Consider the following 13,952-nt stretch of genomic DNA (forward strand, 5'->3'; position numbering starts at 1 on the left):
TTTCTCAGGCGTTACCTAACTTTTCCCTACATTGCCTCGCTCCAACTCCAAAATCATCTAAACTCAAAGTGTCCGCCAACTGCCAAAATCCCATGCCTCGCTGGTTCAACATTGCAGGTCCATGTAAAGACGATATTCACTATATGCTATCTCCAACAACACGATTACCAGATTTGGAGGAGCTAATCCAACAGTGTAGTTATTTTGTCCTTCATGCACCACGACAAACAGGGAAAACCACAGCAATGTTAGCTTTAGCACAGCAACTGACCGATACAGGACGTTATGCAGCAGTAATGGTATCGGTAGAAGTGGGAAGTGCATTTAATCATGACCCAGGTGCAGCAGAATTGGCGATTTTGGGAACTTGGTATGATACGATTTCTATCCGCTTATCTAATGAATTACAACCACCTGTTAAGCAATGGCAAAAGGCAGAACCAGGAAACAGAATTAAGGCTTTTTTGCAAGGTTGGGCAAAAGCTTTACCTCGACCTTTGGTAGTATTTATTGATGAAATTGATTCTTTACAAGATGAAACTCTAATTTCAATTTTACGGCAATTACGAGATGGTTTTTCTAATCGTCCAGAAAATTTCCCCTCATCGGTAGGATTAATTGGTTTAAGGGATGTGCGAGATTATAAGGTAGCATCGGGTGGTAGTGACAGATTAAATACATCTAGTCCTTTTAATATTAAAGTCAGTTCCATTACCCTGAGAAATTTTAATGCTGAGGAAGTTGTAGAACTATATCAACAACATACAGAACAGACAGGACAAATTTTCACACCAGAAGCCACAGCAACAGCCTTTGATTTAACTCAAGGACAACCTTGGTTAGTGAATGCTCTGGCTAAAGAAGTTGTGGAAAAAATGGTTAAGGATAGAAGTATTGCTATTACAAAAGAACATATTTTACAAGCAAAAGAAATATTAATTGCCCGTCAAGATACTCACTTGGATAGTTTAGCTGAACGCTTACGAGAACCAAGAATAAAAGCAATTATCGAGCCGATGTTAGCGGGTTTGGAATTGGGGGATATACCCAATGATGATATTCAATTTGTGATTGATTTAGGTTTGTGTAAAATGCACCCCCAGGGTGGATTAACTATTGCTAATCCCATTTATCGGGAAGTTTTACCCAGGGTGTTAACGGTGACACCAATGGCTTCCCTACCAGTGATTGCACCAACTTGGTTAACCCCGCAAGGTGAGTTAAATATAGATGCGTTACTTGCAGCATTTCTCAAGTTTTGGCGACAGCATGGAGAACCATTATTAGGTAGCACTGGCTATCATGAAATTGCCCCTCACATCGTATTAATGGCTTTCTTGCATCGTGTGATCAATGGTGGTGGAGTCTTGGAGAGGGAATATGCAATTGGTAGTGACAGAATGGATTTATGTATGCGTTACAAAGATGTAACTTTAGGTATCGAGTTAAAGGTATGGCGGGAGAAAAAGCGTGACCCCCAAGCTGAGGGGATTGAGCAGTTAGAATCCTATTTAGGGCGTTTGGGGTTGGATTTCGGTTGGTTATTTGTGTTTGACAGGCGTAAAAATGCTTTGCCAATGGAAGAACGTTTATCAACTCAGGTTGTGCTGACGGAAAATCAGCGTAGGATTACTGTGATTCGGGCGTGAGTAATGCTTGCTGAGATTTGAAGATGCAACAAATCCTATGCTGCTCCCTCAGCTACTATCTTCGCTCAGAAGCACTAACAGTAGTGACGGCGAAGGCAAGATTAAGCGGCAACGGTCAGGTGATAATGCCACTGTTGGAGGATTATGCTAGTGGAGAGGGAGCGATCGCCCTATCAAAGCGTTTCATTCATGCAAACATCAATTACATACATCAAAGTGTAGATTATAAACAATGGATGCAGATAGAGTTATATTTAGTACTCAATGGATCGCTATTAAGGAATCTCCTAGAGGATTTCAATATTTAGAGCGCAAAGGTAAAGATTCTGTTGCCGTATTTTTGCTCAGAAAAAGTGGCGAAAATCTGGAATCGTATGAGGTGCTAATTCGCCAGCAGCATCTTTGTATTGATAATAGAGAGATAGATGGACAATTCACGCTGTTTCCCTGCCCCGTGACAGGAGCATTAGAAGAAGGGGAATCGCCGGAAGCGGCTGCTCAAAGAGAGGTGTATGAGGAGACTGGCTATAAGGTTCAGGTTTCACCGTTGGGTGAGTATATTGTTGGCACTCAGGTGAATGAGATATGTTATCTCTACTATGCGGATGTTAACGGGATAGAGCCTGATGTCGCGCAACAGGATGGCACTTATATGGAGTCGATGGCCAAAAATGAATGGTATCCGTTTCAGTATTTAGAGACTTGCGAATATTCTGGTTGTCAAATTGGATACTTGAAGCTGTATAAGATACTCTTCAAAAGTATGGACTAAAACTCTAAAGTTGGGCAATTATGTTTTACATCAAAACTATGCCAAACAACGTTTCACACTGGATTGAAAAGAATAAGGACTATTTAGTTAAACAAACCGAGATGTTGCAAAGTGCGATCGCCCGCATGGCAAACAACTCTTTAGAAGTAAAAAAAGTTGGCATCACTGTTTGGGCAGCGATCGTAGGTTTTGGGTTTACCAACCGAAGTGCGGCTTTATTTGTGCTGGCATTTGTCGCTTTTTCGCTATTCGGTGTTTTGGATGTTTACTACTTATATCTAGAGCGAAAGTTCCGCGATAACTTTAATCGATTAACTCGAATTTTGAGTGGGTATATCGTTCCTGAAGATCAGGAATGGATCGAGAAAGTTAAAGGAAATTTTCTCAAACCCGATAACTCAACCAAATTCCTCGGACAGATTCCTAACACCCTCAAGTCTTGGGCAAACCTGCCTTATTTGATTACATTCTTGATCACAATTTTGCTTCTGGTTGTGCCACTACCAGCCTCGCCATAGGAAACTTATTAGTTACCAATCCGCAGCCCTAGCTGCATCTTCAACCCACTTACTGAAATTATTGTATCCACCATCGTTTACCCAATCATAAGTTGGATAAATTTGCGACATTCTAATTTGTGGCTTTGACATGTAAGCAAATCGGCGATGTTTTTTTGAAGAAGAACGCTATTGCAAATCTTTGGGAATGCCTGAAACTGTTAAATTCTACATTCTGCAAGTCTTTGCACGAGAGAAGAGAACCCCCACGCGCGTCCTCCTCTCCCCCTCCACGCTCCCGTCTCTTTTCCCGTCAACACCCTAAACGTGGCTGGGAAGTGTCCCACTGGGGCAGACATGTCAAGAGTTAACTCTTCATCGCATTTCCAAGTTCCTCCTAGTATAGCCGCTCCCTTCGTTCTCCATCCCAGCTCTACTCCAAACTTTTCCCATTGCGAATTGTACTTTTTAGGGCTACCGCACCTTTGCCAAATTTTCTTCTGGACACTAAAGCCAAACCTGCCATGGCTATACTTCACCCAGAGTTGGTCTATCGTGCATAGGTCAGCACAAGGAAATTGCTGCATATCCTGATCTCGAAGATAATAACGTTGCCCCATAACTTCGTACATCTTTTTGGTAGTTGCCTCATCTGCCTCCTTCCATTTGCCTGCTTTCAGCAAACTTTCCAGTTGGGCATAGTCTCCTCTTAAAGTATCAGGTGATGATTTTGGTTGATTGTCTGGTTTATCCTGGTGATTGGTTTCTGCCGCTTGGGTTAGCCGCGCTTGATATTGCCGTTCCAATTCTTGCTGTTTTAGCCGTTTAGCCTCGGCTGCTTGCTGTTGCCTTAATTGCTCGGCTTGGTGCAGTCTTTTCTGTTCCTCTGCCTGCTGCTGGCTACGTCGTTCCTTAATCTTTGTTGCAGCGAGATAGACTTCCTCTAACACATTTGTATAAGCTTCATCAATAGACATCTCCAAAATAGTATTATTCTGTGATAAAAGAACATTAAAGCGTTATTTTGACACAGAAGCATGAGCAATATACTGAATTACATTGAAGAGAATCCTAAACAAACCCAAAGGTTAATAGGTCTGGAATATGAACAGTTACAACAATTAATCATAAATGGGGAAAGATTATATCATGAAAAAAAAGCTTTACTGGAATCTAAGAAAGTGAGAATTATTGCTGGTGGAGGAGGTCGGAAACCAAAATTATCTATTTCTGAACAAATCATTTTAACTTTAGTGTATCTCCGACATCTGACAACCTTTCAACTTCTAGGTATTCAGTTTGAAGTAAGTGAGTCTACAGCCAACGATACGTTTAACTATTGGTTGCCTAACTTGCGAGAATTACTGCCATCAAGTTTGCTTGAACAAGTAAAAAAAAAACGCTTCTGACTATGAAGTAGTAAAAGAAATGCTCACAGAATATGAATTAATAGTAGATAGCTATGAACAAGTCAGAGAAAGACCTAGAGACAATGATGAACAAAAGAAATATTTTTCAGGTAAGAAGAGTAATCATACATTTAAAACTCAAATGATTATTTTACCTGATGCTAGTGATATCGTTGATGTTGTGGCAGGTGAACCTGGTCCAAAAAGCGATATAACTTTGTTCCGAGAATATCGTTCAGAGTTTGATGCCAAACAAAGATTTAAAGGAGATAAGGCATATCTTGGAGAAGATTTAATTACAACTCCAATTAAGAAACCAAGAAATCAAGAACTAACAACTGAACAGAAAGAACAGAACAAAATATTTTCATCTAAACGAATCTTTGTTGAACATCGAATACGGTCAGTCAAAATCTTTCGAGTTGTCCAAGAGAGATTTAGGTTAAATACCCGCAAATATAAGCAAGTAATTTTGACGATTTGTGGGCTAGTAAGGTTACGGATTCGAGGGCTAATATTACCATTAGAAATATCAGCTATATCATCAGGTTAAAATTATCGCATATAACTAGATATTTTTGCCTAATTATCAACAGCAAATATCTCAAAGTCTTATTTCATCGTACAGAATAGCTAATTTAAGATGATTGCATTTAGTGGCTACAGCCTAGCCAAACAAAGGCTTTGACTGTTTTCGGAGATGTCTAATATATGTCCAACTTACGACAGGTTTAGCCTTTTCAGGATATGCCTGAATTTTTGCTAGGGGAGTATATTTCCAACCGCACGATCTCAAAATGACGGGCATTACTGTAGCTTCGCCCGCTTCATGTCGCCGCAATGCCTCTGGAATCTCAACTTGAATGCAGTAGTCAGTCGCTAGAAAGTCGGCACTGATCAGCAGCAAAATGATATCTGCGGCATTAAGACGGGCTTTAATTTCTTCGTCCCACTCAGTACCCGGTAAAATTTGGCGATCGTGCCAGGTGATAATACCTTCCCTCTCAAGAGGGCGTAGGTGGGATAGCAATCCATCACGCAATTCTTTGTCTTGCTTGGAGTAAGAAATAAAGACTTCAATGGTGTCCGACATCAGAGTTGAGCAAAAAGATGACTTTAATCTAGATTATATAGCCACAATATTTTTAGGCCAGATCAGATATGAATTGACTTCAAACTCCAAAACATAGTTTTATGAGTGTTAGACAAACTACTATTTCACTCTAATTGTGCCACCCGATCCATTAAAGCAGCAAACTGTTTTACATTATTTCCATGACCACCACGTAACCACAATCGAGTCCGAGGGAAACAGCCTGGAGGAGCTTTGATTGAGAAATCAAGCTTTGCATCTGACAATAGTTCCTCATCATCACTACGCCAGCCAACTCTGCACCCTAATCGTTTCCATGCTTGTGATTCAGTTAATGGCTCTACCTTTTTAGCAAACGGGTTAAAGCGTGGTTTTTCTGGCTCCTGAATTTTTTGCCATATCTGCTGCTGAACCTTTAACCCAAACTTTCCAGCACTATATTCCATCCAGAAACGATCAATGCTACAAAGCAAATCCAAAGGAATTTGCCTAATTTGGGGAGCAGTTAAAGGATTATTTTGGTTTTCCATCAAAATGAGCTTTTTGGTTTGCTCATCTGCTTCTTTTATTTTTTCTGTCTTCAGCAGTTCTTCTAGCTTCAATAGATTTTCTGATCGAGTGCAGTCACTTATCCCAATATTAATTGATAGCTTTTGTTGCTCCGCTTCTGGTTTAGCAGCAGGTTGATATTGAATTTCAGCAATATCTAGAAAAACTGTTGGCGGTTCTGCCTGCGATTTTTGGGGTGAAAAAAACTTTGGTTCAGGAGGTGCTTGTAATTTTGCTATTGCAATTTCTGGCATTACAAGCATAGACTCTTTTCTAAGGCGATAACAAAGTTCTTTAAAGCTTTTTTCATCTTCAAGAATATATTTATCATTCCCATTGAAGATGATAGGAACATGGGTCAAATCTTGAGAAGAGAATACAACAGGAATAAACCTAGTGTTTAGCAATTGATCATTATAAAGATGTTGCCTGATGATAGCTCCTTCCCAGGTACTTCCTCGTCCAGTACCAGGTTCTTCATCTCCTCTAAATCGCCGCTTATAGGTTTCCGTGCAAACTATCAGCACAAACTCAGCCCATTCAATTCTTTTCTCCATCCATAAGTCCCATCCCTGTGAAGGAGTAAATGGATCTTTGGCTCTAATATATTGGTCTATATCAGTTTCTATTCCCCAAGGGTTTCGTAGCGTATTTGCCAAAGCCAACACACGTTCTTTGTGTTTGTCTGAATCCCAGCTATAGCTGATAAAGACTTTGGTAGGTGCTTTTGTTTGTTCGATCACCTGTCTCTCCACCAAGGTTTGAATGAAGTTGCCATTGATTATAGTCTCTCTCCAAGAGTTAACAGAAACGCCTTCAGTAGATACTTGCAGGGTTGAAAAAAGGGAAACTCATACCTTTCAACCTCCAAGATCAACATTGGATGTAGCGATTATCCTTTGTCACTACTTCACCCTAAAATCCCTCCCATGCTTTGCATCTTCATCAATAGCTCAAAGAATCAGGGCAAGGACTCAACACGAAAACAACTAATCTATATTATTAGACGAAAAGTTTCCGTCTATCACGCTAAACAATCCAGTCGAATAAAGCATTATAGCTAATTTATTCATAATATTAAGAACTTGTGCGGATATCGTCAATATCTACATATTATACAGAAAATTTCCAGATAATTACCTAAATCTGAGTGGATAGCAATAAATTTTCTGGCTATTATCTTTTTCCGAGTAATAGACGGAATGATTCGGTATATCTACCCGATGTTTAAACAAACAAAAATCCCCAATTAGCCCTTCGTGCCATCCCCAACCTTAAAATCGTCTAAACTCAAAGTGTCCGCTAACTGCCAAAATCCCATGTCTCGCTGGTTTAATATTGCAGGCCCTTGTAACCCTGAAAAACACTATACCATCTCAGCCACAAGTCGTCTTCCTGACTTATCATTGCTGATTGAACAAGAAAGTTATTTTGTCCTTCATGCACCGCGACAAACAGGGAAAACAACCGCAATGTTAGCTCTAGCACAGCAACTGACCGCCACAGGAAGTTATGCAGCAGTAATGGTATCGGTAGAGGTAGGAAGTGCATTTAATCATGACCCCAGTGCGGCAGAATTAGCGATTTTGGGAACTTGGCAGAATACAATTGAGGATAACCTACCCCCAGAGCTACAACCCCCAACTTGGGTTTATAATGCGCCTGGGCAGAGAATTGGCGAAAATTTAAGAGCTTGGTCAAAAGCTATAAATCGTCCGTTAGTATTATTTATAGATGAAATTGATTCCCTACAAGACCAAACACTAATTTCAGTTTTACGACAGTTACGTGAAGGCTATCGCAGTCGTCCGGAAAATTTCCCCTCATCTGTAGGATTAATTGGTTTAAGGGATGTGCGAGATTATAAAGTAGCATCCGGTGGTAGTGACAGATTAAACACATCTAGTCCTTTTAATATTAAAGTCAGTTCCATTACTCTGAGAAATTTCAATGCCGAGGAAGTGGCAGAACTATATCAACAACATACAGAACAGACAGGACAAATTTTCACATCAGAGGCAACTGCAACAGCGTTTGATTTAACTCAAGGACAACCTTGGTTAGTGAATGCTCTGGCTAAAGAAGTTGTGGAAAAAATGGTTAAGGATAGAAGTATTGCTATTACAAAAGAACATATTTTACAAGCAAAAGAAATATTAATTGCCCGTCAAGATACTCACTTGGATAGTTTAGCTGAACGCTTACGAGAACCAAGAATAAAAGCAATTATCGAGCCGATGTTAGCGGGTTTGGAATTGGGGGATATACCCAATGATGATATTCAATTTGTGATTGATTTAGGTTTGTGTAAAATGCACCCCCAAGGTGGATTAACTATTGCTAATCCCATTTATCGGGAAGTTTTGCCCAGGGTGTTAACGGTGACACCAATGGCTTCCCTACCAGTGATTGCACCAACTTGGTTAACCCCGGAAGGAGAGTTAAATATAGATGCGTTACTTGCAGCATTTCTCAAATTTTGGCGACAGCACGGAGAACCGTTATTAGGTAGCACTGGGTATCATGAAATTGCCCCCCACATCGTATTAATGGCTTTCTTGCATCGTGTGATTAATGGTGGTGGAGTCTTGGAGAGGGAATATGCAATTGGTAGTGACAGAATGGATTTATGTCTGCGTTACAAAGATGTCATGTTAGGTATTGAGTTAAAGGTATGGCGGGAGAAAAAGCGTGACCCCCAAACTGAGGGTATTGAGCAGTTAGAATCCTATTTAGGGCGTTTAGGGCTAGATTTTGGTTGGTTATTTGTGTTTGATAGGCGTAAAAATGCCTTGCCAATGGAAGAACGTTTATCAACTCAGGTTGTAGTGACAGAAAATCAACGTCGGATTACTGTGATTCGGGCTTGAGTATTTTGCTAGGAAGGAGCTAGGCGAAGTAATATCTGCGTTGGAATAAATATAGGTCATCGCCTAATAACCTTTCCAATAAGAAAGCCAATAATCAAAGCAGTTAACTCGTATGAGCCAATTAAGAAGGATATAACTATAAACGCTGCAAAGGTCGACAATAGGGGATTTTCAAACTGTTTGCCATTTAATAATGCACCTTTATACTCATCAAACTTTTCTAGATATTTTTCTTGTGTTAGTTCACGACCTTTCTCATATCGTCGAGCACCATCTTGTCCATAAAAATAGCCTAATAGTAGAGTTAAAGTCAAAAGTATGATCATCTTTGCAAAAAATGCGTTTCTGCTTGACTTTTTAATGCTGAAAGTCACACTCTCTTCAGAAGGTATTGGGGGTGTTTCCATAGAATCTATAGCTTAATCCTTGTTTTAATCTTATAATTTACAGCACTTTTAAGGATAAGTGAAGTACACCAATTGCAGGATCTGACTTTTCCCGTTATCTTTTCGTGGAGGTTTTGAGGCAGGAGAAAATAAAAGAGAGAAGGATTAAAAATCCTATAATAATTTTTAATATCAAACTTCTGCCTTCAAATCTAAACAGAATAGCGAACTGACAAGTCAGCTCTTGCGCTATCCCAGTTAATCGCAGTTAAGGGAAGTACAAGGCAATGGGTTAAGTATAATTCTTCTCTTAACGTTGAAGTATAAACCTGGTTTTTTCTCAATATAAATACGTAAATAGTAATATAAAAGCTTAAATAATTACAGGTTGTCTTGAGTATAAAAGTATTGATTTGTTTGGATATTGAGCGAACTGACAAGTCAGCACTTGCGCGATCGCACTCAAATATGTTTAACAGTAAATCTAACACCTCTAGACTGCGATCGCCTGATTAAAGTCCACAATCCCGGTGCGTTAAGAGGAATTTATCGGCGGAGTAATTAGGAATATTGTGGGGAAAGCACTCTACAAGATCGACTGGCCTGCTGGTTAAAGCTTATCAATTAGCTTGTCATATTCTGCGTGATTTCCGATCCAAAACCAAGAAATACCGCTTTCTACCTCAACTCCTAAAGCCCGATAGTCTAATCCTGCTCGAACTGACCAGTATTTTTTACCAATCTTCCTGAACGGCAATGTCCCGCTTTAAACTCAGCGATCGCTTCTTCTGCTAAAGCCTCCAGTTTGTCGTCTGCGATGTCTTGTTCTAGCTGCTCGTCCCAATGTTGGTAGTCTACGTCTAGATCCATTGTCGAAGTCGCTGAAATTGTTCTGGTGGAAGCGTTAGAATAGCTGCTTCAATTTGTTCAATGGTTGACATATCGGATTGTTTTTTGACTTCAATCACATTATAGCTTTGTAGAGAGGAGCAATTCTAATTTTTACCCTGCCACTGAATATAAAACACACTCTGCACACATCTTTTTATTGATTTGTTTGGATATTGAGCGATAGCGAAGCACTCCGCAGGAATCGCTTTTCCCAAAGATGTTTAACAGACCCGTTAGACCGTACCTCACAGATCGCTTATGATAAATGTATTATTGTATATCTCAAAGTTTAAAATATGTCACTCGCTGAGTTAATTCCTCTAGTCAATAATCTGAGTCAGTCCGACAAATTATCACTCTTTAAACTCCTAGCCACACAAATCCCAAATGCTGAATTACAAGTTATCTTTTCTGCTTCAGAGTATCCGATTTGGTCGCCCTACGACTCAACGGAAGCTGCAAACATTCTCATGCAGATGATTCAGGATCACCAAGAGGCATCTACTGATGCCTAGTACAGTGGAATTTCCCTTTAATGATGATGAAGCATTACCCACAATTCCTATCATTCTGAGTTATGCAAACTCTTCTGTTTCTGCAAATGCACTGCTGGATACTGGGTCTACTGTCAATGTCTTACCTTATGATATTGGATTACAATTAGGCGCGATTTGGGATAATCAAACTGTCCGTTTGCCATTGGCTGGAAATCTTGCAAAGGTTGAAGCACGGGGGTTATTTGTACAAGTTCAAATTGGGAATCTTGAACCCGTTCGTCTAGCATTTGCCTGGGTAGAAGCCTCTTATGTACCCTTAATCCTTGGGCAAACGAACTTTTTTCGAGAATTTGATGTCTGTTTTGAGCGATCGCAATGCACGATCAAAATTATCCGAGGTGATTAGCGATGGCTACGCCCGCCGCAGGCATCGCACTTAAACCATAACTAGCGATCGCAGTTAATCGCAGTTAAGGAAGCACAAGATAATGGAAATTGAGCGATCGCATTTCTCAAATATGTTCAACAGCAAATCTAACGCCTATAGACTGCGATCGCTTGATTAAAGTCTATAATCCTTCTACATTCCCAGGAATTTATCGTCGCACCACGTCATAAAAATTCCTGAAAGAGGTTATCGAACGGTTCTGTATTTTTCCAGCGATAGGTGTTGAAGTCTCGATAATCAACCGATAAAATTTGGCCATGACCTAATTCTTCTGCCAGGATAACAAGAGAGGAATCGGCTAAATCCATCGGTAAGTCTTTATATTTTTCCATCAGTTCTTCAATACGCTGGCAATGATGTTGTTTGAGATCAAAGATTTGTAGCTTTCCTGTATAAATTTTATGAATAAAGATTTTTGGAGCATCTATTCCTACTCTTTTTTGTAATAGATAGCAAGTTTCCGTGACGACGCACCAGGTTGTAATAAATTGCTGATTAGCTAAATCTTGAAATCGTTTTTTGGCGGATATATGAACTGTATCTTTTTTATTGGCAAGAGCTAACCAAAAGCCTGTATCAACTATGATCATATTTTTGGTTAAGTTCACGGTCTAAGTAGTTTTTATGGTTTTTTGAGAGGTCTGTTTCAGCTTCTATGCAACCGATAAAGTCTGACCAGTCTTGCGAGGAGTTTTCTGAAGATTCGTGTTGATTCAAAAGGTAGCGTTTTTTTAGGACTTCTACGAGTTCCACTATGATTAGTTGTGCATCGGGAGGAAGAGACGCAATATCTTGTTGAATTGTATCTAAGTTCATTATCTCATCTTGCTGTTTCCTTGATTATAGTTTAGCGAAAAAGCTTATCGGCGGAGTAATTAGGAGTGTTGTGGGGAACGCACTCTACAATATTGGCGATGGCTACGCCCGCCGCAGGCATCGCACTAAGCATATCAGGGTTAAGAGATCGGAATTTAAACCAGAACTCCTGCCATCTGCCTAATTCGATTTGCCCAGGTTTGAGACAAAGTTGAAATTTCCAGACGACTAGAATCACTTGCCCAAGTTGACCACCAATGAATATGCCATCGAGACAATTGACGTTGCATTTGAGCCAGTTCAAACGCACTGTCCACATCTAAATCAATCGCTGTCAGTTCTAAAAATACTTTACTTTCTCTAACAATCCCAAGTACCGCTTCCCCATTAACCCCATCCAAACTGAGAGATGCCATTTGCAGAAAGTTCTGTGCTAATCGTTCCAGACGTACAGAAAGGCGATCGCACCGAAACGCAATTTGTTCTACAGTCCAGTTATTCATACGCCTCCTAATAACTTATGGATGATTTGTTTGACTTGCTCCCGAATCGCTGGATCTAAAATTTCCATTGCTCGATTTTGACGTGGACGGAGATTTACCATTGATTCATAGAAAATTTCTTGAGAAATAGGATTCCAACTTGCACCCCAAATATCCTGCTGTTGACTTCCATTATCAAGTAAAATTGTTTCGCAGTCCGAGTGCATTTCACCTCCACCTGCCAAAATTTGATGACGTATATCTACGGCTGTTTTAATATAAAAACGATTGGCTTGAAGCATCTCGTTGATTTGGCTAGGTGTTGCAGGTTCTTTTAAAATATGAATTATCAAAGGTAAAATAGGAGTCAATTTATTAAAATATTCTCTCATATTACCTTAAACGATATTAACGTGACCCTATTTCAATCCCTTGATAATCTAAGCTAAGGTTCTCTACTTGATAGCGATCGCAGTTAAGGGAAGTACAAGGCAAGGGGTTAAGTATAATTGTTTTCTTAATGTTGAAGTATAAATCCAGTTTTTTCTCAATATAAATACGTAAATAACAATATAAAAGTTTAAATAATTACAGGTTATCTTGGGTATAAAAGTATTGATTTGTTTGGATATTGAGCGATCGCACTCTACAAAGATATTTAACGGCAAATCTAACACGTCTAAACTGCGATCGCTTGCTTAAAGTCCACAATCTTAGTGCATTCCCAGGAATTTATCGGCGGAGTAAGCACCCTGCAAGATAGGCGATCTGCTTGCAGCAGCGCTTCGCTATCGCACTGAACAATTGAGCGATCGCACTCAAATATGTTTAACGGCAAATCTAACACCTCTAGACTGCGATCGCTTGCTTATAGTCCACAATCCTGGTGCGTTCCCAGGAATTTATCGGCGGAGTAATTAGGATTTGTCGTGGGGAACGCACCCTACAAGATCGGCGATCGCACTATTGTCTTAAGTTTGATTTAGACTGCGCCTGCGGGCAAAAAAGGGCGTGAAGCTCACTTAGCGGTTGAGACTTTTAGGTTGTTCAACTTAAGCGGTTTCGCAAGGAGAGCGGGATCCTTTCCATCCAAGCACTTCACTGTGTCGATCGGGACTGCATAGTGCTCCCCGGATCTTTGGGTACAGACTTTGGTCTTATACTCGGTAAGCCCAATAGAGCGAGCAGCCGCTATCTCCTTTACGACCTCTTGATCAATAAACTGAGAACCTGATGATTTTAGCCCACGTTCAATGAGCAAGCCACCAACTGCGGCAACGGAGATAACCTTGCCCTTGCCGCTAAATATGACGGACTTCCCAGATAGCAAGCCCAGCTTGGCTGTTGAGCCAATTGCGGCCCTTTGCTTTGCAATCAAGACTGTAGAACCCTTGTTGATAACCACAGTCTTGACGGCGATCACCTTGCCAGTACCAAAAATGATCCATGGGAGGAACCAAAAAGCGGCATTCGCCGGACTAGGGCTTATAACAAGCGCCGCAGCCAAAGCAGTGATCACTACACATTTGCGCATAAAGACTCCCACTAGATTTTGTGAAGGACACAAAATATATTGTAGACGGATTAACCTGT

The 13,952-nt window shown here is 40.3% G+C and carries 18 protein-coding genes and 1 pseudogene; 9 read left to right on the forward strand and 10 right to left on the reverse strand.

The genetic code is table 11. From position 1 onward, the window contains the following. Positions 1–92 precede the first annotated feature (92 nt). The 3 genes from L6494_RS09630 to L6494_RS09640 all read left to right on the forward strand — a co-directional run bounded on the left by L6494_RS09630 (position 93) and on the right by L6494_RS09640 (position 2,939). The gene (locus L6494_RS09630; RefSeq protein ID WP_237994203.1) at positions 93–1,649 is read left to right on the forward strand and encodes an AAA-like domain-containing protein; all 1,557 of its coding nucleotides are present in this window, start codon (positions 93–95) and stop codon (positions 1,647–1,649) included. Positions 1,650–1,881: 232 nt separating this feature from the next. Continuing rightward, positions 1,882–2,421 carry an NUDIX hydrolase gene (locus L6494_RS09635; protein ID WP_237994205.1) on the forward strand — a complete coding sequence of 180 codons (540 nt, stop codon included), beginning with the start codon at positions 1,882–1,884 and terminating at the stop codon, positions 2,419–2,421. 20 nt (positions 2,422–2,441) lie between these two features. Further along, a complete protein-coding gene (locus L6494_RS09640; RefSeq protein ID WP_237994207.1) occupies positions 2,442–2,939 on the forward strand; it encodes a hypothetical protein in 498 nt (165 codons plus the stop codon). Between the two features lie 200 nt (positions 2,940–3,139). Here L6494_RS09640 and L6494_RS09645 read toward each other — a convergent pair whose 3' ends face one another. After that, on the reverse strand, positions 3,140–3,895 hold the full coding sequence (locus L6494_RS09645; RefSeq protein ID WP_237994209.1) for a GUN4 domain-containing protein: 756 nt from the start codon (positions 3,893–3,895) through the stop codon (positions 3,140–3,142). A gap of 60 nt (positions 3,896–3,955) precedes the next feature. On the opposite strand from L6494_RS09645, the gene L6494_RS09650 reads away from it, so the two are divergent. Next, positions 3,956–4,327: a helix-turn-helix domain-containing protein gene (locus tag L6494_RS09650; protein ID WP_237989128.1), complete on the forward strand. Its 372-nt coding sequence runs from the start codon at positions 3,956–3,958 to the stop codon at positions 4,325–4,327. A gap of 19 nt (positions 4,328–4,346) precedes the next feature. Next, a complete protein-coding gene (locus tag L6494_RS09655; RefSeq protein WP_237989127.1) occupies positions 4,347–4,880 on the forward strand; it encodes an HARBI1 family protein in 534 nt (177 codons plus the stop codon). 114 nt (positions 4,881–4,994) lie between these two features. Here L6494_RS09655 and L6494_RS09660 read toward each other — a convergent pair whose 3' ends face one another. Both L6494_RS09660 and L6494_RS09665 read right to left on the reverse strand, forming a co-directional pair. Beyond that, complete coding sequence (locus L6494_RS09660; protein WP_237994211.1) at positions 4,995–5,420, reverse strand: toll/interleukin-1 receptor domain-containing protein; 426 nt, start codon at positions 5,418–5,420, stop codon at positions 4,995–4,997. A gap of 125 nt (positions 5,421–5,545) precedes the next feature. After that, positions 5,546–6,712: a GUN4 domain-containing protein gene (locus tag L6494_RS09665; protein WP_237994214.1), complete on the reverse strand. Its 1,167-nt coding sequence runs from the start codon at positions 6,710–6,712 to the stop codon at positions 5,546–5,548. 576 nt (positions 6,713–7,288) lie between these two features. Between L6494_RS09665 and L6494_RS09670 the strand changes: the two genes are divergently transcribed. Further along, entirely contained in the window at positions 7,289–8,839 is a 1,551-nt protein-coding gene (locus L6494_RS09670) for an ATP-binding protein (RefSeq protein WP_237994216.1), read from the forward strand. Between the two features lie 56 nt (positions 8,840–8,895). Here the strand turns inward: L6494_RS09670 and L6494_RS09675 are convergent, their stop codons facing one another. Further along, positions 8,896–9,246 carry a hypothetical protein gene (locus tag L6494_RS09675; protein WP_237994218.1) on the reverse strand — a complete coding sequence of 117 codons (351 nt, stop codon included), beginning with the start codon at positions 9,244–9,246 and terminating at the stop codon, positions 8,896–8,898. 403 nt (positions 9,247–9,649) lie between these two features. Between L6494_RS09675 and L6494_RS09680 the strand changes: the two genes are divergently transcribed. Then, a complete protein-coding gene (locus L6494_RS09680) occupies positions 9,650–9,790 on the forward strand; it encodes a hypothetical protein (RefSeq protein ID WP_237994221.1) in 141 nt (46 codons plus the stop codon). 140 nt (positions 9,791–9,930) lie between these two features. Here L6494_RS09680 and L6494_RS09685 read toward each other — a convergent pair. After that, positions 9,931–10,166, reverse strand: a pseudogene (locus L6494_RS09685) (hypothetical protein). A 246-nt stretch (positions 10,167–10,412) separates the two neighbouring features. Between L6494_RS09685 and L6494_RS09690 the strand changes: the two are divergent. After that, a complete protein-coding gene (locus L6494_RS09690; protein ID WP_237994222.1) occupies positions 10,413–10,631 on the forward strand; it encodes a hypothetical protein in 219 nt (72 codons plus the stop codon). After that, entirely contained in the window at positions 10,624–11,019 is a 396-nt protein-coding gene (locus tag L6494_RS09695; RefSeq protein WP_237994224.1) for an aspartyl protease family protein, read from the forward strand. Before L6494_RS09690 ends, L6494_RS09695 begins: the two co-directional genes overlap by 8 nt. A 206-nt stretch (positions 11,020–11,225) precedes the next feature. Here the strand turns inward: L6494_RS09695 and L6494_RS09700 are convergent, their stop codons facing one another. The 5 genes from L6494_RS09700 to L6494_RS09720 form a co-directional block, all read right to left on the reverse strand. Further along, entirely contained in the window at positions 11,226–11,651 is a 426-nt protein-coding gene (locus tag L6494_RS09700) for a type II toxin-antitoxin system VapC family toxin (protein WP_237994226.1), read from the reverse strand. After that, the gene (locus L6494_RS09705) at positions 11,638–11,877 is read right to left on the reverse strand and encodes a hypothetical protein (RefSeq protein ID WP_063871788.1); all 240 of its coding nucleotides are present in this window, start codon (positions 11,875–11,877) and stop codon (positions 11,638–11,640) included. The genes L6494_RS09700 and L6494_RS09705 overlap by 14 nt, the downstream gene beginning before the upstream one ends. A 155-nt stretch (positions 11,878–12,032) precedes the next feature. Beyond that, a complete protein-coding gene (locus L6494_RS09710; protein WP_237994228.1) occupies positions 12,033–12,380 on the reverse strand; it encodes a hypothetical protein in 348 nt (115 codons plus the stop codon). Then, positions 12,377–12,751 carry a DUF5674 family protein gene (locus L6494_RS09715; protein WP_442946989.1) on the reverse strand — a complete coding sequence of 125 codons (375 nt, stop codon included), beginning with the start codon at positions 12,749–12,751 and terminating at the stop codon, positions 12,377–12,379. The genes L6494_RS09710 and L6494_RS09715 overlap by 4 nt, the downstream gene beginning before the upstream one ends. Before the next feature lie 626 nt (positions 12,752–13,377). After that, positions 13,378–13,893, reverse strand: coding sequence for a hypothetical protein (locus tag L6494_RS09720; protein ID WP_237994230.1), 516 nt, complete (start codon positions 13,891–13,893; stop codon positions 13,378–13,380). Positions 13,894–13,952 lie beyond the last annotated feature (59 nt).

The organism is Nostoc sp. UHCC 0870 (genome assembly GCF_022063185.1).
GTDB lineage: Bacteria > Cyanobacteriota > Cyanobacteriia > Cyanobacteriales > Nostocaceae > Trichormus.

Bases quoted from the DNA above. Each gene is read 5' to 3' on its own strand.
- L6494_RS09630 (WP_237994203.1), top strand. From the start codon at position 93: ATGCCTCGCTGGTTCAACATTGCAGGTCCATGTAAAGACGATATTCAC.
- L6494_RS09635 (WP_237994205.1), top strand. From the start codon at position 1,882: ATGGATGCAGATAGAGTTATATTTAGTACTCAATGGATCGCTATTAAG.
- L6494_RS09640 (WP_237994207.1), top strand. From the start codon at position 2,442: ATGTTTTACATCAAAACTATGCCAAACAACGTTTCACACTGGATTGAA.
- L6494_RS09645 (WP_237994209.1), bottom strand. From the start codon at position 3,895: ATGTCTATTGATGAAGCTTATACAAATGTGTTAGAGGAAGTCTATCTC.
- L6494_RS09650 (WP_237989128.1), top strand. From the start codon at position 3,956: ATGAGCAATATACTGAATTACATTGAAGAGAATCCTAAACAAACCCAA.
- L6494_RS09655 (WP_237989127.1), top strand. From the start codon at position 4,347: ATGCTCACAGAATATGAATTAATAGTAGATAGCTATGAACAAGTCAGA.
- L6494_RS09660 (WP_237994211.1), bottom strand. From the start codon at position 5,420: ATGTCGGACACCATTGAAGTCTTTATTTCTTACTCCAAGCAAGACAAA.
- L6494_RS09670 (WP_237994216.1), top strand. From the start codon at position 7,289: ATGTCTCGCTGGTTTAATATTGCAGGCCCTTGTAACCCTGAAAAACAC.
- L6494_RS09675 (WP_237994218.1), bottom strand. From the start codon at position 9,246: ATGGAAACACCCCCAATACCTTCTGAAGAGAGTGTGACTTTCAGCATT.
- L6494_RS09690 (WP_237994222.1), top strand. From the start codon at position 10,413: ATGTCACTCGCTGAGTTAATTCCTCTAGTCAATAATCTGAGTCAGTCC.
- L6494_RS09695 (WP_237994224.1), top strand. From the start codon at position 10,624: ATGCCTAGTACAGTGGAATTTCCCTTTAATGATGATGAAGCATTACCC.
- L6494_RS09700 (WP_237994226.1), bottom strand. From the start codon at position 11,651: ATGATCATAGTTGATACAGGCTTTTGGTTAGCTCTTGCCAATAAAAAA.
- L6494_RS09705 (WP_063871788.1), bottom strand. From the start codon at position 11,877: ATGAACTTAGATACAATTCAACAAGATATTGCGTCTCTTCCTCCCGAT.
- L6494_RS09710 (WP_237994228.1), bottom strand. From the start codon at position 12,380: ATGAATAACTGGACTGTAGAACAAATTGCGTTTCGGTGCGATCGCCTT.
- L6494_RS09715 (WP_442946989.1), bottom strand. From the start codon at position 12,751: ATGAGAGAATATTTTAATAAATTGACTCCTATTTTACCTTTGATAATT.
- L6494_RS09720 (WP_237994230.1), bottom strand. From the start codon at position 13,893: ATGCGCAAATGTGTAGTGATCACTGCTTTGGCTGCGGCGCTTGTTATA.